Genomic DNA, 21,271 nt, shown 5'->3' on the forward strand with positions numbered 1-21,271 from the left:
AGCTTTACCGGTTCTCTTCACTTTGAACGTCGCTTGACGGCTCATCGTAGCCTAATTCCAACTTTTGCCTGCCGTCTACATCGTTCCGTGAAAAGTCAGTACTTTGCATTCGATACTCACCCTCACCCCGCAGCTTGTTTCCCTTAAATGTGACACTCACGGGTTTCTCGTCCTGAGCTTTTAGAGGCTTTGCCTTAGCTTCCATTTTTGCTTCCATCCTTGCTTCTTTGCCACTAACAGAAAGCTCCAAAATGCGATCCTTCAGAAGGACAACGACCACAATCACAACGATTGCAATAACTATTGCTACGATAACGGCTGTGTCCATGCTTAAATATCACTTCTTGAGATGGTCATCCACAACATTATGGCTATGTGATCATGCAATGGCAACAAGATTTCTACTGAGCCTAGACAAACGGGATGTTCATCATCGCGGCATAGGTGAGCGCTTGTTGCATCCCAGCACTGAGGCTGTAGTTATATCCCTTTGGCGATCATGGCGGCAAAGGGATATTGGGCTTGTAGTAGAAAATGTAGTCTGCTCGCTTGGACTCTCCGCGACTGATCAACTAGCCTGACTAAACAATCTAACTAGGGGTGCCAACCAATTGAAGCCTTTTTTCCAACCGTTTGCCTAGTGCCTCGATCTGAATAGGGACGATCGCTCGTCCATCCTGAATAGCTGCGATCGCTTTCTGTTCATCAAATTCTGTGCAGCGTAGCGCTTCCTCTCCAGCACTTTGCCAGAGCATAAATCGCCTTCCACTCTTGTTATGCAGTGGGTGCTCGAAGAGCTTTGGCTCCACTGCCCTCAGAAAGTTTAGAGCTAACTGGCAAACTTCAAAGCTCAAACCAAGCGAAAGCAAATATTCCATCAGCGTTAGCGCTAATAAGTCCGTTAAGGAGTAATAGACGTTGCGCCCTTTACCCGTAGTGTTCACAGTCGGTACAACAATCTCCTGCTCTCGCCAATACTGCAATTGCCGCCGAGAGCAGCGTGTGATCTCAGCCGCTTCTGTGCTGGTGAAAAATCGTCCTTCCATACGATCCATCGTACAAAAAGAAACAAAAAACACTCTAGCCTCTTGATAACATTGTGTTTTTATAGTACTTTAGTTCTACTCAATGGAATAAACCTGATGAGTCAGATCACGATTCAATGTCGTCTGGTTGCTAGTGCAGCGACTCGGCAAGCTCTCTGGAGTTTGATGGCAGAGAGCAATACCCCCTTAATCAATGAAATCTTGGAGCAGATGAGCCAGCATTCAGATTTCGAGATCTGGCGGCAAAGGGGGAAGCATCCAACAGCAGTTGTGAGCCAACTTTGTCAACCGCTAAAAACCGATGCCCGTTTCACAGGGCAACCTGCACGACTCTACACTTCTGCTATTCACATGGCAGATTACATTTATAAGTCTTGGCTCAAAATTCAGCAGCACCTTCAGCGAAGGGTCGATGGCAAACTGCGCTGGCTGGAAATGCTTAAAAGTGACGAGGTGTTGGCTCAGGAGAGTGGCCTTGAACTTGCCAACCTTCGCGATCATGCTGCTGCGCTTCTAGCTCAGCTTCAACCAGTTACTGCTTTAGATAAGCCCACTCAGAACCCAGGCAAGAAGAGCAAAAAGAAGGTTGCTTTATCGGATCAGAGCTTAGTAGACCAATTGTTTGAGCGCTGTCAGAATACAAAATCGGCGCTGGAGCGCTGTGCGATCGCCTTCTTGCTCAAAAACGGTTGCAAAGTGTCACAGCAGGAAGAAGACCCACAGAACTTTGCTCAACATCGCCGCAAGGTCGAGATTCAAGTTAAACGACTTCAGGAACAAATCGAGGGCCGCTTACCGCATGGACGTGATCTAACTGGGCAGAGCTGGCTTGATGCGCTTGAAACAGCTACTCAAACCGTTCCAAGAGACAATGCTGAGGCTAAACGCTGGCAAGACCGATTGTTGACTAAACCAAGCGTGCTTCCCTTTCCGCTGATCTTCGAGACCAATGAAGACTTGGTTTGGGAGAAGAATGCTAAGGGTCGGCTCTGTGTTCACTTTAATGGCTTCAGTGAACACACCTTTGCGATCTACTGCGATCGACGTCAGTTTCCCTGGTTTCAACGGTTCTTGGAAGACCAGGAAACAAAAAGAGCCAGCAAAAATCAGCATTCTAGCGGTCTTTTTACCCTCCGCTCTGCTCGTTTAGGATGGCAGGAAGGCGAAGGGAAGGGAGACCTTTGGGAGGTACATCGGCTGACCCTCTACTGCACCATAGACACGCGGCTCTGGACAGTTGAAGGCACAGAGCAAGTCCGTCAAGAAAAGGTCGCAGACGTTGCCAAGAAAATCACTCAAATGGAGAGCAAGAGCGACCTTCTGGCAACTCAGCAAGCGTATGTCAAGCGCCTGAACTCTACCCTGACTCGGATCAACACACCGTTCGCTCGCCCTAGTAAGCCACTCTACAAGGGACAATCTCACATTGTTGTAGGGTTGAGCCTAGGGTTAGAGAAGCCTGCTACGATCGTCGTTTGGGATGCCCAAGCCAATCAGGTGCTTGCCCAATATGGAATTCGGCAACTGCTCGGTGAAAACTACAGACTTCTCAATCGGAGACGCTCAGAACAGCAGAAAACAGCTCATCAACGCCACAAGGCTCAAAAGCGATCAGCCCCTAATCAATTTGGAGAATCGGAGTTGGGGCAGTATGTCGATCGACTACTAGCGAAAGCGATCGTGGCAGTCGCTAAAACTTATCGCGCTGGCAGTCTTGCCTTACCCAAGCTAGGAGACGTTCGAGCCATCGTCGAAGCCGAGATTAAAGCTAGAGCGGAGCAAAAAAGTCCGGGCTATTTAGAAGGACAACAGAACTACGCTAAGCAGTATCGCGCTAGCGTTCACCGTTGGAGCTACGGCAGACTCCTTGAGAGCATTCGTAGCCAAGCTAGCAAACTCGGCATTGCCATTGAAGAAGTAAAACAGCCTTTGGTCGGCGGGCTAGAAGAGAAGGCTAGAGCTGTAGTGATCGCGGCTTACCAAGCCCGCGCTTAAAAGGGGCTGTAGTTAAAACTTGCACCTTGAAAACCGAATGATTTCAACAGCGCCGCGACGTAGGCTGCTTGCAGCCTACGTTCGTGCAAAATAAGGGTTAGTTTGGCTGTCGTTAGACCGTCTTGCTTTCTGACCCTGGTAGCTGCTCACCCTGATGCCGTCGAATGAGGGACTTCGGTTTCTTAAACGAGATTAAGTCATAGTTGAGGCGTTAGTCTGCTTTAATTATGGCGTCGGTGCGCTCCCGGCAACAAGGGCGCGGATGTACTGCTGTAGTGGCTACCGAATCACCCTCAACCAAGGGGGAACCCGCTTCTATTCTTCCTTTCAGCGATCTACAAAGACGTAATTCTTTGCTGTGATCCGCACAAAGGCTCAAATTCCTTTGCTGAGTCGGTTTCACAATTCTGGACTAGCTCTAAATTGCGAAAGCTCAGGTTTGGAGAAGGGTAGGTAATGCGAGCCGCGCAAAGACCTTCTGAAACTTCTGCCTAGTCTAGGTTTTGGTTGGCTGCCATCGCAATCACCTGTCCTTTCTGAGGCAGGTTGAAAGCAAATCCAACTCGCGCCATCGCCTTCTATGAAGGATCGCAATCACCTGTCCTTTCTGAGGCAGGTTGAAGGATTAGGCTAGTTCACTTAGTATCAACAGCGGGTTGAAAGTCGCCATCCCTAGGTTCCAATCATTCAACCTAGCAGGGATGACATTAATTCGTCACCACCAGTTCAACGACAGAAAATTGGCGCAATGACACTAATTAGTCACTGATGACACTAATTTGGCACCAGCGACACTTAATTAGTCACTGTACACACGGTACAAATGGCTGAGAGCTAAAACTGGGGCGCTAGGATTCGAACCTAGGGATGGCGAGACCAAAACCCGCTGCCTTACCACTTGGCGACGCCCCAACGCGTCATCAGTAAACAATATAGCAGTTTTCATGCCATACGTGTCAAGATTTGGGTGCAAAAGGTTGGGCGATCGCAGACAGTGCTTCATGCATGTGAGGCATTATTTATCCTTCAACCGTTAGCTGGTCTCTAAGTCTGTTAGCGGTTCGCAAAATTTGTCCTGCCAAAATAGCGGCACCAAACCCATTGTCAATGTTCACAACCCCGACTCCCGCAGCACAAGAGTTGAGCATAGTCAGCAGTGGTGCCAAACCATTGAAGCTAGCGCCGTAGCCAACGCTGGTAGGTACAGCAATAACGGGACAATCTGCGAGACCTGCGACCACGCTAGGTAAGGCACCTTCCATACCTGCAACTACGATCAGGACATCGGCTTCGACGATCGCCCAGCGGTTTTCGAGTAACCGATGAATGCCCGACACTCCCACATCCCAAAGTCGATTTACCTTAAAGCCGCACAGTGTGGCTGTTATAGCCGCCTCTTCAGCAACGGGTAGATCAGCGGTTCCGGCAGAGAGAATGTTGATGGTGCCGGGATGAGTGGGGAGTGGGGAGTGGGGAGTGGGGTGACTCTGCTCGCTGCCTTCTGCCTTCTGCCTTCTGCCTTCTGCCTTCGGATTGCTTTTCAACGCACAAATTCGTGCCATGGCGTAATACTCCACATCCGGCACTTTTGCTTTGAGTTGGGTGTAAACATCTGGCTCAATGCGGGTTGCCATGACGACAGCAGTACGATCGCGCATGACTTCCATGATTTGGGCAATCTGGTCGGGGGTCTTGCCCGGTCCCCAAATAACTTCGGGAAAACCAGTGCGAATGGCGCGGTGATGATCGATGCGTGCGAAGTCCTCAACGGTCTCGAAGTCGAGGTGTTTGAGCGTGTCAAAGGCTAGCTCTGGTGTCAGTTCACCAGCAGCAACGGCATGAAGGAGGCGCTTGAGTTGATCGGGTTGGGTCACGAGGGAAAGGATAAAGGACGAAGGATAAAGTGTTCTTGGCTTTTAGCCTGAAGCTTTCAGACTTTATCCTTTCTTATTCTAATTTCTTGAATATTCCACAGTCCCCAACTGGGTAAACCTGTGTACTTGAGTCCCTGGACGCGATCGCGGACTGCCATGAGGGCGCGATCGTTGACAAGGTGGATGACGGGCAGTTGTTCCTGGACGAGACGCTGGAAGTCGGCATAGATGGCATTGCGTTTGGTTTCGTCAAGTTCGCGTGCGCCTGTAACAAAGAGGCGATCGATTTCTGTTTCCCAGTTATTGGGTGCCCAACCTTGAATAGGCGGTTGTCCGGGCTGTTGCTTGAGGTTAAAGGCATGGGAGGCACCACTGCTGACCCATAGATTGGAGGCAGCATGCGGCTCAACACCGCCTGTAAAGCCAATAATGTGGGCATCCCAATTGCGCGAACTGCTCGTTCTCTCAATCAGCACATTGAAGTTGATTGGCTGATAATTTACCTGTATGCCAATTTTGCCGAGGTCTTGCTGCACCTGTGCGCCGATCGCCACCCGTGTCAGGTTATTCGCGTTGGTGATCAGGTTAAACTGCACGCGATTGCCATCGACATCAAACAGTTGCCCTTGAGCGTTATACGTAAAGCCTGCTTGAGTAAGCAAGGTTTTGGCTTTGTCTAGGCTGTAGTCGTAGACTTTAAGCCCGTCTTGCAGAAAATAAGGGCTTTGCACTGAGATAGGCGAATTTTGAATCACGCCCAGTCCACGAAAAATGTTGTTGTTGATGCGCTGACGATCGATCGCGTATGCCACCGCTTGCCGAAACGCTAAGGTGTTGAACCAGCGCGATTTAATGGGATCGACAAACGGCTTGCCATCCTTATTTTTTGCCTTGTTTAGGTTAAAGGTGAGGTAAAGTGTACCCGACCAGGGACCGCCATCCTGGATTGTAAAGCGACCGCGCTGTTCCTCACGCTTCAGCAGAGACACATACTCTGCTCGCAACGGACGCACATCGCCGATCGCGTCCATCTCGCCCGAACGAAATCGTAAAAGCTGCGTATCGAGATTTTCGACAATTTGCCAGACAATGCGATCAATATAAGGCAGTTGCATGCCCTGTTCATCCTTGCGCCAGTAGTAAGGATTGCGGCGAAAGACCAGTCGTTGCCCAGGTGTGTAGCTTTCCATCTGGTAAGGACCGTTCACCACAATTTTTCTTGGGTCGGTATCGGTGCCCCAGGTGGAGAGAAACGTGAGATTGCCGTCCCGTCCCTTTGTTTTCAAGGTGTTGGCAAGGGCGTGTTTTGGCAGAATCACAATACCATCGGGTCCGGCTGTGGCGCGAATCAAGGGCGCAAAGGGTTCTGGCAAGATAAATTCAACCCGTCGATCGTCCAGTTTTCGCACCTCAGGATAAGCTTTGTTGACCCCAATCTGAATGCCCTCCTTCGCATCCGTCGGCACATCTGGATTTGCCACAATATCCCGATAGGTAAACACCACATCATCAGCGGTCAAGGGTACGCCATCCGACCATTTCAAACCAGGACGCAGCGTAAAAACTACTCGTTTGTCATCGTCTGAAACCTGCCATGACTCTGCCAACGCTGGCTCGATCGCACCCGTTACCCCATTTTCTGTGGTCAAACAGTCGTAGGCAAAGAGAAAGATGCTGGGGAAGGTGTTTTTATTAGCAAAGTTAAAGGTATTAGGGTCGGTAATAGTGCTAATGACAAGTTGGCTACCTTGCGCCGCCTGTGTGCGAAGCTGCCGTAGCTGGCAACCTGTGAGGGTAAGGGCGATCGCTAGTCCCAGCACGAACACTGCTACCCACCGTTGCCCTAATTCGGTCTGTTGCCGCAGCTTGTTCAGTTGTCTCAGCACACTTAAAACCAAACGCATCATGCCATTGCCGCCAACACAAAAACACCTTACCTCAATTTTCTGCTTTGGTTGGTAGTATGCAACGGCTGATCCAGTACACTCTCTTTTAGTGCCAGGGTTTCAAACGAATTGCTAATGCCCGGTTGATCGTCGTCCAGAGCATTGACAATTCGCTTCATAATGAGAGAGATGCTTTACATGGCTTCATCATGACGAGAGACCTGCGCGGATTTATCAAACAACTCGAGCAACGCGGACAACTGCGGCGGATTACAGCCCTGGTTGATCCAGATTTGGAGATTGCTGAGATCGCCCAACGGATGCTGCAAAAGGGTGGTCCAGCGCTCCTGTTTGAGAATGTCAAAGGCTCGTCCCATGCCGTTGCAGTGAATCTGATGGGGACTGTGGAGCGGGTCTGCTGGGCAATGAACCTAGAGCAACCCGCAGAACTCGAAACGCTGGGCAAGAAACTGGCGCTGCTGTATCAACCCAGACCACCAAAAACAGTGCCTCAGGCGATCGCTCTAGGGCAGGCACTCTTTGATGTACTGAAAGCCAAGCCCAGTCGTGATTTTCTCCCTCCTTGCCATCAAATTGTGCTGAAAGGTGAGGATGTAGATTTAACCAAACTGCCGCTGCTACGAGTCTATTCTGGCGATGCAAACAAAGTTGTGACGCTGGGTTTGATGATCACCAAAGACTGCGAAACGAAGACTGTGAATGTCGGCGTGTATCGCTTGCAGTTGCAGTCTAAAAATACGATGACGGTGCAGTGGCTTTCGGTGCGGGGGGCAACACGCCATCTCCGCAAAGCAGCCGAACGGGGACAAAAGCTGGAAGTGGCGATCGCGCTAGGTGTTGATCCTCTGATTATCATGGCAGCCGCTACGCCTTTACCGATCGACCTATCGGAATGGCTGTTTGCAGGGTTGTATGGTGGACAGGGTGTGCATCTCGCCAAGTGCAAAACTGTTGACTTGGAAGTGCCTGCCGATTCAGAAATGGTGCTGGAGGGTACGATTACTCCTGGCGAAACGGGTGTTGATGGTCCCGCAGGTGACCACATGGGCTTTTACGGCGGCGTGAATGAGGCGGCACCACTCCTTCGCTTTCAGTGCATCACCCATCGCAAAGACCCGATTTATCTCACCACGTTTAGCGGTCGTCCACCGAAGGAAGACGCAATGATGGCGCTAGCGCTGAACCGTATTTACACGCCGATTTTGCGCCAGCAAGTACCAGAAATTGTGGATTTCTTCCTGCCAATGGAGACGTTGAGCTATAAAACAGCAATTCTGGCGATCGACAAAGCTTATCCGGGTCATGCTCGTCGTGCCGCACTTGCCTTTTGGAGCGCTTTGCCACAGTTTACTTACACCAAGTTTGTCATCATTGTGGATAAAGACACCAATATCCGCGATCCGCGTGCCGTTGTCTGGGCGATCGCCTCTAAGGTTGATCCGGCACGGGATGTCTTCATTCTGCCGAATACGCCCTTTGACTCACTTGATTTTGCGACTGAGAAAGCAGGCTTGGGTAGTCGAATGGGCATTGATGCCACAACTAAGATGCCACCGGAAACCGATCGCCTCTGGAGTACACCGCTAGAGTCCGATCCTGATACAGCCGCAATGGTCGATCGACGTTGGGCAGAATACGGCTTGGCAGACCTGAATCTTGGTGAAGTGAACCCGAATCTCTTTGGTTACGATATGCGGTAGTGGAAGCCTTCCGTTGGGCAGCGCTGCATAAGTGTGGAGTTGCAATCAACTGTTTGCTCTCAGCTTTAAATGGTGCAGACGGTCGACTAATGTCCTGAGAGGTTCGCTTTAACCGTTTGGCTACTGGTCTCTTGATCCACAGGGCGATCGCTAACGCTTATATCAACAACATCAGCTTGTTTCGCTTCTGGATGTTCCTCATTGATATCATCATCCGTCTCATGTGGATACCGATCTAAAATCGAGTCTTCCAGTGCGGCAGCTTTCAGTTCTGTAGGGTTCGGCGTACGGAACGGAGGGTCATTTCTGGTCGTATTTTCTGAAGTCATGGCTGTAACCCATTACATCGTGTGGTATCGATCAGTGTCGAACCGTTTTCAATGCTCTACGTCAGTCTGGAGATGGAATCCTAACCTGAGTCCAAAAGGCAGAAATTGCCGTGGCGTCATTCCCTAGCTCCAAAATGCTATTACATAGCGGCGCTGAATGAAACTTACTGAAACTATTGAGCTGAGACTACGTTTAAGACGGTTGAATCACCTGATTGCACTTGCCTATATACCTGTAGCTAAACTAATGTCTTATTTTTAGTTGCGGTGATGATTGTTGTAGCGAACTCTTGCACCTGCCCATTGCAGTTTCTCGCGTAGCGTCTGGTAATAGGAGTAATCTTCTCGCAGAATAATAAACCGTGCCTGACAGTCTGCGTTGCGAATATCGACCCGCTGACCAGGCCAGATGGAGGTTGCTAGCACGCCATCCATCCAGAGCTTTGTATTCAATTCATGGTCAGCCAAGGGCCAGATGCTAACCACTGAACCGGGGGGCAAAACGATCGGGCGGCTCGAAAGACTCAAAGGGCAAATAGGCGTCACCGAAATTGCATTCATGCCAGGATGAATAATCGGACCATTCGCTGCCACGGTATAGCAAGTGGATCCTGTTGGCGTTGACACAATCAGTCCGTCGCCCTGGTACTGATCTACCACTTCGCCATCAATTTCCATTTCTAGAATGGACGTGATCATGCGATCGGCAGAGGCAGGTTTGATGCACATTTCGTTTAGCGCCAGGTAGCGATCGCTCATCAACTCTAGATTGGTGCGATGCCCCTCAAACAATCCCGCTTGTAGCATCATGCGTTGCTGTATCGCAAAGCGATCCTCCAGCAGACGATCCCAAACCTGCTCAGAATTTTCAAAGTCTTCTAAAGACTCTGTAAGAAAGCCTAAATGCCCACCTACATTGATTGCCAGAATTGGGATGTGGTCAGCAGAAAGATGACGCGCTGCCGTTAAGGCTGTACCATCACCACCCAGCACGATCGCCAGGTCGATTGGATGAGTGACCGAAGCAAGGAAGACCGGGTACGGATTGTCTTTCGGTCCGCTGGGTCCCATCAAAACCTTGCAGTGTCGGTTCTCTAGCTGCTTGGCGCACTTTTCAGCCCAGCGCTGGCTCATTGAATCGCCAGCTTTATGAGCAATGATGACCTGCTTCAGTTGCACGTTAAATCGCTGTTGGTGTTTAATTTCTGGCTATTAGCGCTCAATCAATTAACAACTAATAACTAACAACTCTGCCCAACGCTACCACTTCAGCAGATTAAACTGCTCCATATCCACTGTGTCACGGTTGCGATAGATAGCAAGCACAATCGCTAGCCCTACAGCCGCTTCAGCCGCCGCGATCGCAATCACAAACGTGGTGAACACTTGACCCTTCACATCTTGAGCATCCAGATAGTTAGAAAATGCCATCAGATTCAAGTTCACTGCATTCAGCATGAGCTCGATCGACATCAGCACGCGCACTGCATTACGGCTGGTAATTAAGCCAAAGATGCCAATACAAAACAGTGCCGCTGCCAGAATCAGAAAGTATTGAAGCTGCATAAAGCCATCCTTTTTGCAATGAAACGAAAATCTTAGTATTAGCGGTCAGCTTCTAACTATTTTGGTCCGAGGGCAGGCGTGCAATCGTTGCTTCTGGGGGGGTGGTGCCAACAGCAACCAGTTCACGCGGACGCTCTGGCAAAGTCAGCGCAGGCTGCTGGAGGGGTGCAACCATATCATCAGACAGCAACTCACGTCGTGCCAAGACAACGGCTCCAATTAGTGCCATGAGCAATAGAACCGATGCCAACTCAAACGGCAGCAAGAAGTCAGTAAAAAAATGTTTGCCGATCTTCACGATCGCACCATTTCCTGCGGCAGCTCCCGTGGAGAACGACCACGGTGTAGAGGCAACCATTACTGCCAAAAGTGAGAACAACCCGGAACAGACTACCGCCGTTGAAACTCGCCGAATCCAAGCTCGTTGAACCGTCACAAACGCTTGACGCTTGTTCACCAGCATAATGGCAAACAAAATCAACACGTTGACCGCACCCACGTAGATCAGCACCTGAGCAGTTGCCACAAAATCAGCATTCAGCAGCAGATACAGCCCTGCAATGCTGATAAAGACACCACCCAGCAGAAATGCGGAGTACACAATATTGGCAAGCAAGACAACACCCAACGCTGACCCGATCGCCATCAGAGACAGCAAGCCAAACGAAACAATCTGAACGCCTTCGGCTAAATTCACGGTAACTCAGTCTCCTTACTTAGGAGCAATCAGCCTTCAGCGACAGCTTGGAGCGCGTTCCAAAGCCAATCGCTGACTGCTAACCACTTATTTCTCTGTGTCAACAATTTCTTCAGGACGTAGCCCTGCCCGACGTGATCCGGCTGGCAAGCCATGCGGCTCAATAACGCCCTTCGGCAAGTAAGCAAACTCTCGTAACGGCGTTACCATCGGATCTTCAGTTACCTTATATGGTAAGCGACCCAGCGCGACATTATCGTAGTTCAATTCATGGCGATCGTAGGTCGAAAGCTCATACTCTTCCGTCATCGACAGACAGTTTGTTGGGCAATACTCTACACAATTGCCGCAGAAAATACAGACACCAAAATCGATGCTGTAGTGATTTAGCTTCTTCTTTTTCGTCTCAGGGTTAAACTCCCAATCTACAACTGGCAGATTAATAGGGCAAACCCGCACACAGACTTCGCACGCAATACACTTATCAAACTCAAAGTGAATACGACCCCGAAACCGCTCTGACGGAATCAACTTCTCGTAGGGATACTGTACTGTTACCGGGCGACGCTGCATATGGTCAAAGGTTACTGCAAGTCCCTGACCGATAAACTTTGCCGCTTGCACTGTTTCTTTGGTGTAGTCGCTGACTTGCTTAAGAAACTTCAGCATAAGACTCTTTTAGAAAGGATGTAAGGATAAATGATGGAGAAGCATTGCGTCTGTTTAGCCTTGAGCCTTAAGTCCTTATCCTTCTGGCTCAACCGCCAAAAGCAAAGGGAAACGTTAGCTTGAGGGCAGCAGTCAGCAAGAGATTAACAAGCGAAATGGGCAAAAGAAACTTCCAGCCTAAATCCAACAGTTGGTCAATGCGAACGCGAGGCACAGTCCACCGCAGCAGAATTGCTAGAAAAACGAGAAAATAGGCTTTCAGTATCGTCATGGTAATGCCAAGCGAAGCCGTCACAACCTGAAAGATCGGATTGAACTCGTCAATGCCTAGCAGGTCAGCCACAAACGTCAGTGGTATCGGAAAATCCCAGCCGCCCAGATACAGTACCGCTACCAAAAGCGCCGACAGCACCAAATTGACGTAGGAACCTAGGTAGAAGAGTGCAAACTTCATCCCTGAATATTCAGTCTGATAGCCTGCTACTAACTCTTCTTCCGCTTCTGGCAAATCAAACGGCATCCGCTCACATTCTGCCAGGGCTGCAATCCAAAAAATGATAAAACCGACAGGCTGCCGCCAAATGTTCCAGCCTAGAATGCCATAACCCGACTGCTGCTGCACAATATCGATCGTGCTCAACGAGTTGGACATCATTGCGATCGCCAGCACCGACAACGCGAGCGGAATTTCATAGCTAATTGACTGTGCCGCTGCCCGCAAACCACCGAGCAAAGAGTATTTATTATTCGAGGCATAGCCCGACATCAGCAGACCGATCGGCGCAACACTTGATAGGGCAATCCACAAAAACACGCCCATTCCTACATCTGTCACCACTAAATTCTGCCCAAACGGCACAATTAGGTAAGACAAAAAGACCGGAATCACCACAATTACAGGACCCAACGTGAACAGTAGGGCATCCGAGTTGGCTGGCACTACATCTTCTTTAAAGACCAGCTTCAAACCGTCTGCCACAGGTGCCAAGACACCTAGTGGACCAATATATTCGGGACCAATCCGTTGTTGCGCCGCCGCCGAAATCTTCCGCTCTAGCCAAACCACCACCAACACGCCAACTGTTGCGCCCACCAGCATCAGCAGCATCGGTAGCGGCATCCAGACAGCCTTTGCGGCACCTGCCGACAATCCCAAGTCAGTAAGGGATTGAATAAAAGTTTCCTGTAAGTCTATTCCTGAGTTCATTGCTTACCTGGATTGAGTCATCACTCAGTAAATCGTTGTTGACAATCAACTAAACACAGCAGGCAGCACATTGATAAGACCAAAGCTTTTTTGCTACCTGAAGCCTGCCAACTGTTGATTTATCTTTGAGTAACAATGCTGTTACACGGCTCTGCGTCCCTAGTATATCGTTGGATTGCCGCCGCACGATCGCAAATCGCTATAGATAAATACGAAACATTGCTATAGAACCAAGCCATAATCAGCCGTAGACAACGAAGAACTATCTCTGAAGTCAACCTTGCTTCAGATAAAGGTGACAGATGGGGTCAAGTAAGAGGTAATCTTTCCTGCCTAGTACTCAGTTGAGTACCTGTACTCAACAAAGCTTTCTAAGAAGTGTGGCAGAGCTGTAAAAGGCAAGCCTGTATCGTTGTCTTGCCCTTATTGACCAATAAAGAAGCCCCCGAAACCAAAGTTTGAGGGCTGGAGTTCCTGAAAATCGTCACTAACACCATCCTTACAAGAGCATTGCTAGAAGGCAAGAGGGGTGCCACCCATCATGCAGGCGATTGAAAAATATGCTGGCAGCGAAAAGCTGGCATCGATCGCTCCTCTGGTGCTCTGTCAGAAAAAGCTTGATGAGCTGAAAACCGTTGAAAATTAGCCCTAATCAACTCCTTAGTTTTGACAGACCTTTAACGTTGCGCGATCGGCACATATGCTGCCTCATGTGTTCCTGTATAAATTTGGGTTGGGCGGAAAATCCGATTCTCGTTGAGCTGCTCCTTCCAGTGTGCTAACCAACCAGCCGTGCGGGAGATCGCAAAAACTGGGGTGAACAAGTCAGATGGAATACCCAATTTTCGATAAACCACCCCTGAATAAAAGTCTACATTTGGATAAATACCCTTGTGACCTAAATTCTCCTCAACTGCTTTCTCCAGTTCAACCGCCACATCGTAATACTCATCACGACCATACTTTTCAAACAGTTGCTCTGCTAAATGCTGCAAGATTGTAGCGCGTGGATCCTTCACCTTGTAGACACGATGACCAAAACCCATAATCTTGCCTTTCTGGGCTAGCTGTTTCGCTAACCAGGGTCGCACATTTTCTACTGTGCCAATTTCCTCCAGCATGAGAATAACTTCCTCATTCGCTCCGCCATGTAGAGGTCCAGCCAGCGTTCCAACAGCAGACGCAACCACCGCATACGGATCGGTTAGCGTCGAAGCCGTTACCAGGGCTGAAAACGTTGAGGCATTGATAGTATGTTCGGCATGGAGCATCAAGCACACATCAAAAATATGAGCCGGAAACGGATCTGGCTCCCGCTCATTCAGCATATAGAGGAAATTTGCGGCATACCCTAGATCATCACGGGGCTGCACAGGGTCATTGCCCTTCCGCATCAGTTGAAACGCTGCCACCATTGTGGGAATTTTTGCTAACAGCCTGACTACAGCCTCACGGATATACGTGGGATCATCAAGCGCACGGCGAGAGTAAAACAGCCCCAGTGCTGCTGCACATGCCTGTAGCGCGTCCATCGGGTGCCCACTTTCAGGAAAGCACTTCATCATGTCACGAACGCGATATTTGAGTCGTCGATGATAAGTAATTTCGTGCTCAAACAACTCTAATTCTGCTTCGGTTGGCAATTCGCCCCAAATAAGGAGATATGCCGTTTCTAGAAAGTTGCCTTTAGACGCTAACTCTTCAATGGCAATCCCGCGATATTCTAAAACGCCTCGCTGTCCATCAACAAAACTAATGCTGGACTGAGTGGCGGGAATGCCTTCTAGACCTGCCCTATATTCGCAGACAGTCATAGTTCTACCGTTTACTTACAAAAATGGGCTTACTCAAGCTAACTTATCAGAAACTAGAAAACTGTATCCCTCTGAGCCGACCGATCGGCTAGTCTTGCTGCAAGGTAATGCCAGTTTCTCTACGTTGTAGACGTTGAGATTCACAACAATTAACAAAATTAATAAAATTCTAGCGCTTCTAGCAAGATGTCTATCTTCAGCATGGGGTGTAAAAACGCTATTAGCTTATAAAGCAGCATAATCTTGTGATCGCATTCAGCATTACCACAAAGTAAGTATTTTTGATGCGAAAAATTGCCGCATCAGACAAAATTAGTTATTATTTAGCTAGGCAGCCTGCTACTGCATAGAGACGTAGCCTGCTACTGTAAACAGCTTCAATTTATGTTGACAAGCTAACCGTTCCCCCTTGTAACCCTGCATTTTTGAGGGAGGGATGATGTGGCTGCCTTAGCCCTTTCAAACTAGGAGTTTTATGACCCAGAGACGATCTCGTCACAAGTTGGACACTGATTCAACTCGAGAAGATGCAACGCAAGCATACAGTGCATCAACTGTGCAACGCGAGATGACCAAAACGCTACGAGAGCGCGTTAGCCGAGAAGACACCGAAGTAAGAATGGCGAGCCAGTCTCGTTCTTCTCATCCAAGTTTAGCGAGCTTAATTGAACGAGATGCGCCTCTGCAGGCGCATAGTATGCTGGTTTTGATGTATGGTCCATTTCAAGCCGAAATGGTTCCTGAGGAAGGACAAGGCGTTGCCTCCTGGTTAAAAGAATGTGTCAGGAAGCACGGCATTCCCAGTTTGCTTCGATTTGATTACCGCCGTCGGGCACAAGTGTTCCGTCGTGACCAATTTCAGCCTTGGTTGGAGTCGTTGGTAACTCAGATACCAAATTAGATTGTGATTGGTTCGCTGTGCAGTCTTGTCTCTATAGCGCTCTTTATGTGACCGCTTCTTTTGATGTGGGGTGGACTGAATCGTTCTGGCTATAAGTGTATAACTATGCCTTAACAGTTATGCAGCACCCGTTTATAAGTCTGTGTTTTTAACTGATGCGTTTTGAAACGCGTGTTTGGGTGCCTCTGCCAATAAAAGTTTTTGTTTGTGAGAAGGTTTGTTCGAGCGCAATGTTAAGCCGCGGGAGCATAACATCCGTAAATTTTCGTAGTGTACCGAGCTACCTCACTATAAATCTAAGAACAAGCTAGAACGGTTACTGATGATGATAGGTCGCTGAAACTGTTACTAATGGTAGAGGACTCCCTCTGGGTCATTATCAGGCGGTTTACGGCACTCTGCAACTTTCATAACCTATGCTGGGCAAAATCCTTGGGGGACGCTACCAGATTATCCGTCATCTGGGTGGCGGCGGTTTCGGACAAACCTATTTAGCTGGTGATTTGCACCTCCCTGGAAAGCCCCAGTGCGTTGTCAAGCAGCTTAAGCCTAGAATGACTGATCCGGAAGCGTTACAGGCTGCTAGGCGCTTGTTCGATTCTGAAGCAGAAGCACTGTATGCTTTGGGCAATCACGAGCAGATTCCCAGGTTGTTTGCCCACTTTGAAGAAGGGCAGGATTTTTACCTGGTGCAAGAGTTTATCGAAGGGCAAGTGCTCAGTCGAGAACTCAAGATTCAGCCACAGTTTGCTGAAATAGAGGTAATTCACCTACTGCAAGATCTTTTGACGGTCTTGGAGTTCGTGCACCAGCAGCAGGTCGTGCATCGTGATATCAAACCTTCAAATCTGATTCGGCGAGAGAGCGATCGCCGTTTAATTTTGATTGATTTTGGTGCAGTCAAACAGATCGGTGTACAGTCGCTCGATGCCGATGAAGCCAGCGTTACGATCGCGGTTGGCTCTTCTGGCTATATGCCAAACGAGCAATTAGCAGGTAAACCCCGCTTTAGCAGTGATGTTTATGCAGTGGGTATGCTGGCAATTCAGTGCTTAACAGGAATCTATCCCAAAAAGCTCAGGGAAGATCCGAAAACCAGCGAAATTATCTGGCGCGATCAGGTGCAGGTCAGCCCAGAGTTTGCCAATATGCTGGATATGATGGTGCGCTACGATTACCGTCAGCGTTATGAGTCTGCCAAAGAAGCACTGGAAGTGCTGCGATCGCTAACCACTACCGCTCCAGTGGCGGCTGTCTTGGCAGAGCCAACGGTTGTCAGTTTTGATGGGCACCTTGCTTGGCTAGAGCGTGGTGACGATCTCTTTCAACGCCAGCGCTATAAAGAAGCGATCGTTGCTTATGACCGCGTGATTCAGGCAAAGCCCGATGATGATGTGGCGTGGTTTAAGCGAGGCATGGCGCTGGAAAACCTGAAGCGTCACGACGATGCGGCAGCATCGTATGAACGAGTGGTACAGCTTCACCCTCATGATTATCTGGCATGGTACAAACACGCTTGTGTTCTGGTGCTGCTACAGCGTTATGATGATGCCTTGCCATCGTTTGAGCGAGTCGTGCAACTCCAGCCTGCTAACTACTGGGCATGGCATGACCGGGGTAAAGTGCTCGAAAATTTACAGCAAGCCGATGAGGCGATTGCATCCTACGATCGCGCTGTACAGCTTAAACCCGATTTTCAGCTGGCAGTCGAAAGCCGCAAACAGCTTTTGAGCCAACTGCGGCGAGTGGATACGCTCTACCACTTGCAGCACTACGACGAGGCACTTGCGTCCTGCGATCGTACGATTGAACAGGATCCTGATGATGCTCTAGCCTGGTTTATGCGTGGCATGGCGCTAGACAATTTACAGCGCTATGAAGAAGCTGTGGTTGCTTATGACCGGGTAGTCGAACTCCAACCAGATGATTATGTGGTGTGGTTCAAGCGAGGCACCATTATGGAGAAACTGCTCCGCTATGAAGAAGCGGTTGCCTCTTACTACAAAGTGGTGCAGATTCAGCCAGATAACTACTGGGCATGGTATGACCGAGGACGCTTGCTGGAAAGCCTGCATCAGCATGAAGCATCGATCGCGTCTTACGATCGTGCGATGCAGTTAAAGCCCGATTTTCAAGAGGCGGTGGAGGGGCGTAGACGAGTGCTGCAACAGCTCAAGTCTGGTGAAACTGTGCCACTAGAGGAAGATGATGCGACGATCGCGTCCACATATCAGCCTGGAGGGGTTTATAAACAAGCTGCAATTGACCTTAAAGCACACCACTTTCAAGATGTACTAAAGGAGTATCGGGATCGGCTTCACCCGGAATCATTTCTACCAGCACCCGGAGCAGAAGAGACTGTTATCAGCAAGCCTAAACGCACTGAAGCAAGTGGTGTTCATCAGCTTGACGGCTCTGAGGACACAATCGTTAGCCTTCCAAAAACAGAGGACGATTTTCAGCAAGGGGCAAGTGGCACTCAGCGTCTTGAGGTTGCTCGTCCGGCGACTTCCACTGCTATGAATGGTGCTGGTTACGATCGTTGGCTCAACAAAGGGCGTACGTTAGAAAAGCAAAAGCGCTATGCCGAAGCCTTAAACGCCTATGACCAAGCGCGTGAACTGCGTCCAGATGATGCTGCTCTTTGGCGCTGCCGAGGCAATGTCCTGTATGGGTTAGAACGTTATGAAGAGGCGATCGTCTCCTATCAGCAGGCATTGACGCTTAAGCCGGATGATGAAGCGATCTACTGCTGTGTCGGCGGTGCCTTTGTACGGCTGAAGCACCATCAAGATGCACTTACTTGCTTTGAGCAGGCAATCCAGCTCAAGCCCAACAGCCATATTGCTTGGTATTGGCGAGGTCGTGCGCTGTACGAGCTAAGGCAGTATGCAGACGCTGTGCAATCGCTAGAGCAAGCCCTAACAATTAAGCCTGAGTTTCAACCGGCAATGAGCGATCGCGATCGCATCCAACATCAGCTCAGAGCGTTAGAACTACAAACCTGACCTCACCAGGGCAACGCTTCAGCGTTTGCAACGGAATCGGAAATGTCCACAGCGGTATCAGATGCCACTGCTCCTGCATAATCAGCCGCTTTGCATGATGAAGGTGTACTGCATGGTACTGAATCTGCACGCCCTCTAATAGCCTACGTCCTTCGCGATTATCGCTTGCATCTGTTTCAATGCCGGAATTAAGTATTGAGACAAAGTGAAGGCATCAACGCCCAAGATTGTACGCTCCTGCATGGCTAGAGTCCCTGCCTGAGCGTGCCACCAAACCCCCGCCTGCACACTGTCCAGCACGGTTTGTGCTGGTAAGGGAGTTGCGATCGCCTGTGCTAATAAACCACCTAGCAGTCCCGTAAGGACATCACCACTACCGCCACGCGCAAGAGCAGCAGTGCTTTCAGGATTAATCCTAACAGCACCTTCGGCATTGGCGATCGCCACCCGTGCGCCCTTTAACAGCACAATGGCACCTGACTGTGCAGCAGCAACTTGAGTAGCAGTGATCCGGCAGAGCATTGGTTCTGCATGGTCTGGAAAGAGGCGTTTAAATTCCCCAAAATGCGGCGTAATGACTGTTGGCGCTTGCCGTTGTTGCAGCGTCGGCAGCGTACCCATTTGGGCAAGAATATTTAAGCCATCTGCATCCAGGACGATCGTCTGTTTTTGCTGCAAGACCTGTTGCACAACGGTAGTCGCATCCGTCGTCAGTCCCGGACCGCAAGCAATCGCGTCATAGGCATTTAAGTCAATCTCATCGGGCAATTGAGCAATTGCGCCTGATGCTGTTTCCTTACAACCCCAGACTAGCGCTTCAGGTAGCTGTGCTGTAAGGATTGTCTTTAAAGTCTGGGGCACCGCGATCGACAACATCCCCGCTCCACTGGCACGTGCCCCTAGGGCAGTGAGCAACGCGCCGCCAGCATAACGGTGAGAGCCGCAAATCAGCAGCACGTGCCCCATCTTATATTTATGAGCGGTGGCAGGGCGCACTAGGGGTAGATGAGCGATCGCGTGCGCTGGCGTTATGCGCTGTATAGCAGGTGGATTACCTAATACTGCCCAAATGTCTGCAAGCGGGAGGTCAAAATCAATCAATTCAACACGACCTACATGGTCAAGCGCCTGATCTTGCAGCAACCCTTGCTTCCATAAACCAAGGCAAAGCGTATGGGTTGCGCGTACTGCTGTCCCTAAAACTACTCCAGTGTCGGTATGCAACCCCGAGGGAAGGTCTATGCTAACGATCGGTTGAGACCATTGATTGATTTGGTTTACCGTAGCGGCGATCGCATCGTTGAGCGATCGTTCCAGCCCAAACCCAAACAAGCCGTCAATCAACAGCTCGCAAGCTTGCAGTGCCTCTATCGCTTCAACAAAACGCATCCCTAGCTCTTTGCAGTAGCGCTGGTGCTTAGCAGTTAAATCCTTGAGCGTTGAGAAGGGACAATAAAGCGAGACAGCAAAGCCCTTAAAGTGCAGCTCGCGCGCTACAACTAATGCATCGCCACCATTATGCCCTGGTCCTACTAACACACCGATCTGCTGACGTGTGTCAGGGTACAGCGTCGCCACTCGCCGCGCAATCAGCCCTGCTACTTTTTCCATGAGTGCCTCAACAGGCATCCCTGCTGCAAAGACGCGCGCTTCAATCTGCCGCATCTGCTCGGCAGTTACTATAATTTGCTGAATAGCTTGAGTTCTGCTCAGCACAATCAAAGCGGTGACATAGTTGTACTGATTTTAACGGCTATAGTACACCCGCGAATCAAAACCACCCCCATTAAGAAATTGGCTAATCTTCTTAGCATCACTATGCTGCGCGAAGGGACCAATCTCTAAGTGTGGACCTAACGGCGCATTCTTTTCCTGAATGGCTTCTTGACGGATACCCATCCGAATTACTCGCTCTGTTAATGCGGGCAATTCTTCTCTGCTCCCTGGAACAACTACCAGATAGCGGCTGGTTGTAACAACTTTCGAGGGTGCGGCAGTCATTTCTGCATTACCCATTGTCATTTCAGCAATAATGCCTTGGGCATTGAGAGCAGCAATTAGCCGTCGCGCACTTGCCTCATCGCCAAAAGTTCTGGCTTGAATGATGGCTTGTCCCTGGTAGCGTTGAATTGACGCACTTGGTTCAATGGCTTGCACTTGCTGCAACAGATAGGAGCTATCTCCATTCACATAAACAGTGTATTGACTACTTGCACCCTGCCGATTGATTGGCGCTAGAAAAACGGTTTCGCCGCTAGGTGTTGCGGTTGAGTTTATGGACAAGGGTGCGTTTGTCAATCCTGGTACTGAGACCGTTGGGGGGGGTGGCAGTGGTACAACTTGCTGGGCTTGACCTACTGCGGCAGTTGTAAGAGAAACGATCGCCCAAATACTTACAAACTGCGATCGTAGACCTAAGCTGCCTACAGCCTGAGCGAAATGCCTTACTGATCTGTGCGGCTGATTTGTTGCCATCATGCAAGCTCCTCACGGCATCCTTTCAATGCCAGCCATAGTACACGCAGAGTGCAAAAATGGCACAAAAAAACGGCACAGAA

The 21,271-nt window shown here is 49.7% G+C and carries 18 protein-coding genes and 1 tRNA gene; 4 read left to right on the plus strand and 15 right to left on the minus strand.

Going from position 1 to position 21,271, the window contains the following annotated elements:
- Positions 1–4 precede the first annotated feature (4 nt).
- Together H6F86_RS10790 and H6F86_RS10795 are read right to left on the minus strand one after the other, a co-directional pair.
- Positions 5–328, minus strand: a complete 324-nt coding sequence (locus H6F86_RS10790; RefSeq protein ID WP_190448607.1) for a hypothetical protein — start codon at positions 326–328, stop codon at positions 5–7.
- Positions 329–590: 262 nt separating this feature from the next.
- Positions 591–1,046 carry a MerR family transcriptional regulator gene (locus H6F86_RS10795; RefSeq protein WP_190448608.1) on the minus strand — a complete coding sequence of 152 codons (456 nt, stop codon included), beginning with the start codon at positions 1,044–1,046 and terminating at the stop codon, positions 591–593.
- A 96-nt stretch (positions 1,047–1,142) separates the two neighbouring features.
- Here H6F86_RS10795 and cas12k point away from each other — a divergent pair, with 96 nt between their 5' ends.
- A complete protein-coding gene (gene cas12k, locus H6F86_RS10800; RefSeq protein ID WP_190448609.1) occupies positions 1,143–3,041 on the plus strand; it encodes a type V CRISPR-associated protein Cas12k in 1,899 nt (632 codons plus the stop codon).
- A gap of 840 nt (positions 3,042–3,881) precedes the next feature.
- Here cas12k and H6F86_RS10805 read toward each other — a convergent pair.
- From H6F86_RS10805 to H6F86_RS32785, 4 genes are all read right to left on the minus strand, one after another.
- A tRNA-Gln gene (locus H6F86_RS10805) sits at positions 3,882–3,953 on the minus strand.
- 107 nt (positions 3,954–4,060) lie between these two features.
- Positions 4,061–4,915, minus strand: coding sequence for a nickel pincer cofactor biosynthesis protein LarB (gene larB, locus H6F86_RS10810; protein ID WP_190448610.1), 855 nt, complete (start codon positions 4,913–4,915; stop codon positions 4,061–4,063).
- A 56-nt stretch (positions 4,916–4,971) separates the two neighbouring features.
- A complete protein-coding gene (locus H6F86_RS10815; RefSeq protein ID WP_190448611.1) occupies positions 4,972–6,822 on the minus strand; it encodes an ABC transporter substrate-binding protein in 1,851 nt (616 codons plus the stop codon).
- Positions 6,823–6,848: 26 nt separating this feature from the next.
- Entirely contained in the window at positions 6,849–6,980 is a 132-nt protein-coding gene (locus H6F86_RS32785) for a hypothetical protein (RefSeq protein WP_277881657.1), read from the minus strand.
- Positions 6,981–7,010: 30 nt separating this feature from the next.
- On the opposite strand from H6F86_RS32785, the gene H6F86_RS10820 reads away from it, so the two are divergent.
- A complete protein-coding gene (locus H6F86_RS10820; protein ID WP_190448612.1) occupies positions 7,011–8,522 on the plus strand; it encodes a UbiD family decarboxylase in 1,512 nt (503 codons plus the stop codon).
- An 86-nt stretch (positions 8,523–8,608) separates the two neighbouring features.
- Here H6F86_RS10820 and H6F86_RS10825 read toward each other — a convergent pair whose 3' ends face one another.
- The 7 genes from H6F86_RS10825 to H6F86_RS10855 all read right to left on the minus strand — a co-directional run bounded on the left by H6F86_RS10825 (position 8,609) and on the right by H6F86_RS10855 (position 14,804).
- Positions 8,609–8,851, minus strand: coding sequence for a hypothetical protein (locus H6F86_RS10825; RefSeq protein ID WP_190448613.1), 243 nt, complete (start codon positions 8,849–8,851; stop codon positions 8,609–8,611).
- Positions 8,852–9,109: 258 nt separating this feature from the next.
- Entirely contained in the window at positions 9,110–10,030 is a 921-nt protein-coding gene (locus H6F86_RS10830; protein WP_190448614.1) for an NAD(+) kinase, read from the minus strand.
- An 81-nt stretch (positions 10,031–10,111) separates the two neighbouring features.
- A complete protein-coding gene (gene nuoK / locus H6F86_RS10835; RefSeq protein ID WP_190448615.1) occupies positions 10,112–10,417 on the minus strand; it encodes an NADH-quinone oxidoreductase subunit NuoK in 306 nt (101 codons plus the stop codon).
- 52 nt (positions 10,418–10,469) lie between these two features.
- The gene (locus H6F86_RS10840; RefSeq protein WP_190448616.1) at positions 10,470–11,114 is read right to left on the minus strand and encodes an NADH-quinone oxidoreductase subunit J; all 645 of its coding nucleotides are present in this window, start codon (positions 11,112–11,114) and stop codon (positions 10,470–10,472) included.
- An 87-nt stretch (positions 11,115–11,201) separates the two neighbouring features.
- Positions 11,202–11,780, minus strand: coding sequence for an NAD(P)H-quinone oxidoreductase subunit I (gene ndhI, locus H6F86_RS10845; protein WP_190448674.1), 579 nt, complete (start codon positions 11,778–11,780; stop codon positions 11,202–11,204).
- A 91-nt stretch (positions 11,781–11,871) separates the two neighbouring features.
- Positions 11,872–12,990 (minus strand): NADH-quinone oxidoreductase subunit NuoH, encoded by a 1,119-nt coding sequence (gene nuoH / locus H6F86_RS10850; protein WP_190448617.1) that lies wholly within the window; start codon positions 12,988–12,990, stop codon positions 11,872–11,874.
- Positions 12,991–13,667: 677 nt separating this feature from the next.
- Entirely contained in the window at positions 13,668–14,804 is a 1,137-nt protein-coding gene (locus tag H6F86_RS10855; RefSeq protein WP_190448618.1) for a citrate synthase, read from the minus strand.
- Between the two features lie 475 nt (positions 14,805–15,279).
- Between H6F86_RS10855 and H6F86_RS10860 the strand changes: the two genes are divergently transcribed.
- Positions 15,280–15,705 carry a hypothetical protein gene (locus H6F86_RS10860; RefSeq protein WP_190448619.1) on the plus strand — a complete coding sequence of 142 codons (426 nt, stop codon included), beginning with the start codon at positions 15,280–15,282 and terminating at the stop codon, positions 15,703–15,705.
- Positions 15,706–16,121: 416 nt separating this feature from the next.
- Entirely contained in the window at positions 16,122–18,713 is a 2,592-nt protein-coding gene (locus H6F86_RS10865) for a serine/threonine-protein kinase (protein ID WP_190448620.1), read from the plus strand.
- 135 nt (positions 18,714–18,848) lie between these two features.
- On the opposite strand, the gene H6F86_RS10870 is transcribed toward H6F86_RS10865, so the two are convergent.
- Both H6F86_RS10870 and H6F86_RS10875 read right to left on the minus strand, forming a co-directional pair.
- On the minus strand, positions 18,849–20,429 hold the full coding sequence (locus tag H6F86_RS10870) for an NAD(P)H-hydrate dehydratase (RefSeq protein WP_190448621.1): 1,581 nt from the start codon (positions 20,427–20,429) through the stop codon (positions 18,849–18,851).
- Between the two features lie 30 nt (positions 20,430–20,459).
- Positions 20,460–21,191 (minus strand): hypothetical protein, encoded by a 732-nt coding sequence (locus H6F86_RS10875; protein WP_190448622.1) that lies wholly within the window; start codon positions 21,189–21,191, stop codon positions 20,460–20,462.
- Positions 21,192–21,271: the final 80 nt, after the last annotated feature.

Origin of the sequence: Phormidium sp. FACHB-592, assembly GCF_014695795.1 — a bacterium.
Classification (GTDB): Bacteria; Cyanobacteriota; Cyanobacteriia; order Leptolyngbyales; family Leptolyngbyaceae; genus Stenomitos.

What these genes read in the sequence shown, in the direction of transcription:
- H6F86_RS10790 (WP_190448607.1), bottom strand. Translation starts at nt 328, where the DNA reads ATGGACACAGCCGTTATCGTAGCAATAGTTATTGCAATCGTTGTGATT.
- H6F86_RS10795 (WP_190448608.1), bottom strand. Translation starts at nt 1,046, where the DNA reads ATGGAAGGACGATTTTTCACCAGCACAGAAGCGGCTGAGATCACACGC.
- cas12k (WP_190448609.1), top strand. Translation starts at nt 1,143, where the DNA reads ATGAGTCAGATCACGATTCAATGTCGTCTGGTTGCTAGTGCAGCGACT.
- H6F86_RS10815 (WP_190448611.1), bottom strand. Translation starts at nt 6,822, where the DNA reads ATGATGCGTTTGGTTTTAAGTGTGCTGAGACAACTGAACAAGCTGCGG.
- H6F86_RS32785 (WP_277881657.1), bottom strand. Translation starts at nt 6,980, where the DNA reads ATGAAGCGAATTGTCAATGCTCTGGACGACGATCAACCGGGCATTAGC.
- H6F86_RS10820 (WP_190448612.1), top strand. Translation starts at nt 7,011, where the DNA reads ATGACGAGAGACCTGCGCGGATTTATCAAACAACTCGAGCAACGCGGA.
- H6F86_RS10825 (WP_190448613.1), bottom strand. Translation starts at nt 8,851, where the DNA reads ATGACTTCAGAAAATACGACCAGAAATGACCCTCCGTTCCGTACGCCG.
- nuoK (WP_190448615.1), bottom strand. Translation starts at nt 10,417, where the DNA reads ATGCAGCTTCAATACTTTCTGATTCTGGCAGCGGCACTGTTTTGTATT.
- nuoH (WP_190448617.1), bottom strand. Translation starts at nt 12,990, where the DNA reads ATGAACTCAGGAATAGACTTACAGGAAACTTTTATTCAATCCCTTACT.
- H6F86_RS10855 (WP_190448618.1), bottom strand. Translation starts at nt 14,804, where the DNA reads ATGACTGTCTGCGAATATAGGGCAGGTCTAGAAGGCATTCCCGCCACT.
- H6F86_RS10860 (WP_190448619.1), top strand. Translation starts at nt 15,280, where the DNA reads ATGACCCAGAGACGATCTCGTCACAAGTTGGACACTGATTCAACTCGA.
- H6F86_RS10865 (WP_190448620.1), top strand. Translation starts at nt 16,122, where the DNA reads ATGCTGGGCAAAATCCTTGGGGGACGCTACCAGATTATCCGTCATCTG.
- H6F86_RS10875 (WP_190448622.1), bottom strand. Translation starts at nt 21,191, where the DNA reads ATGATGGCAACAAATCAGCCGCACAGATCAGTAAGGCATTTCGCTCAG.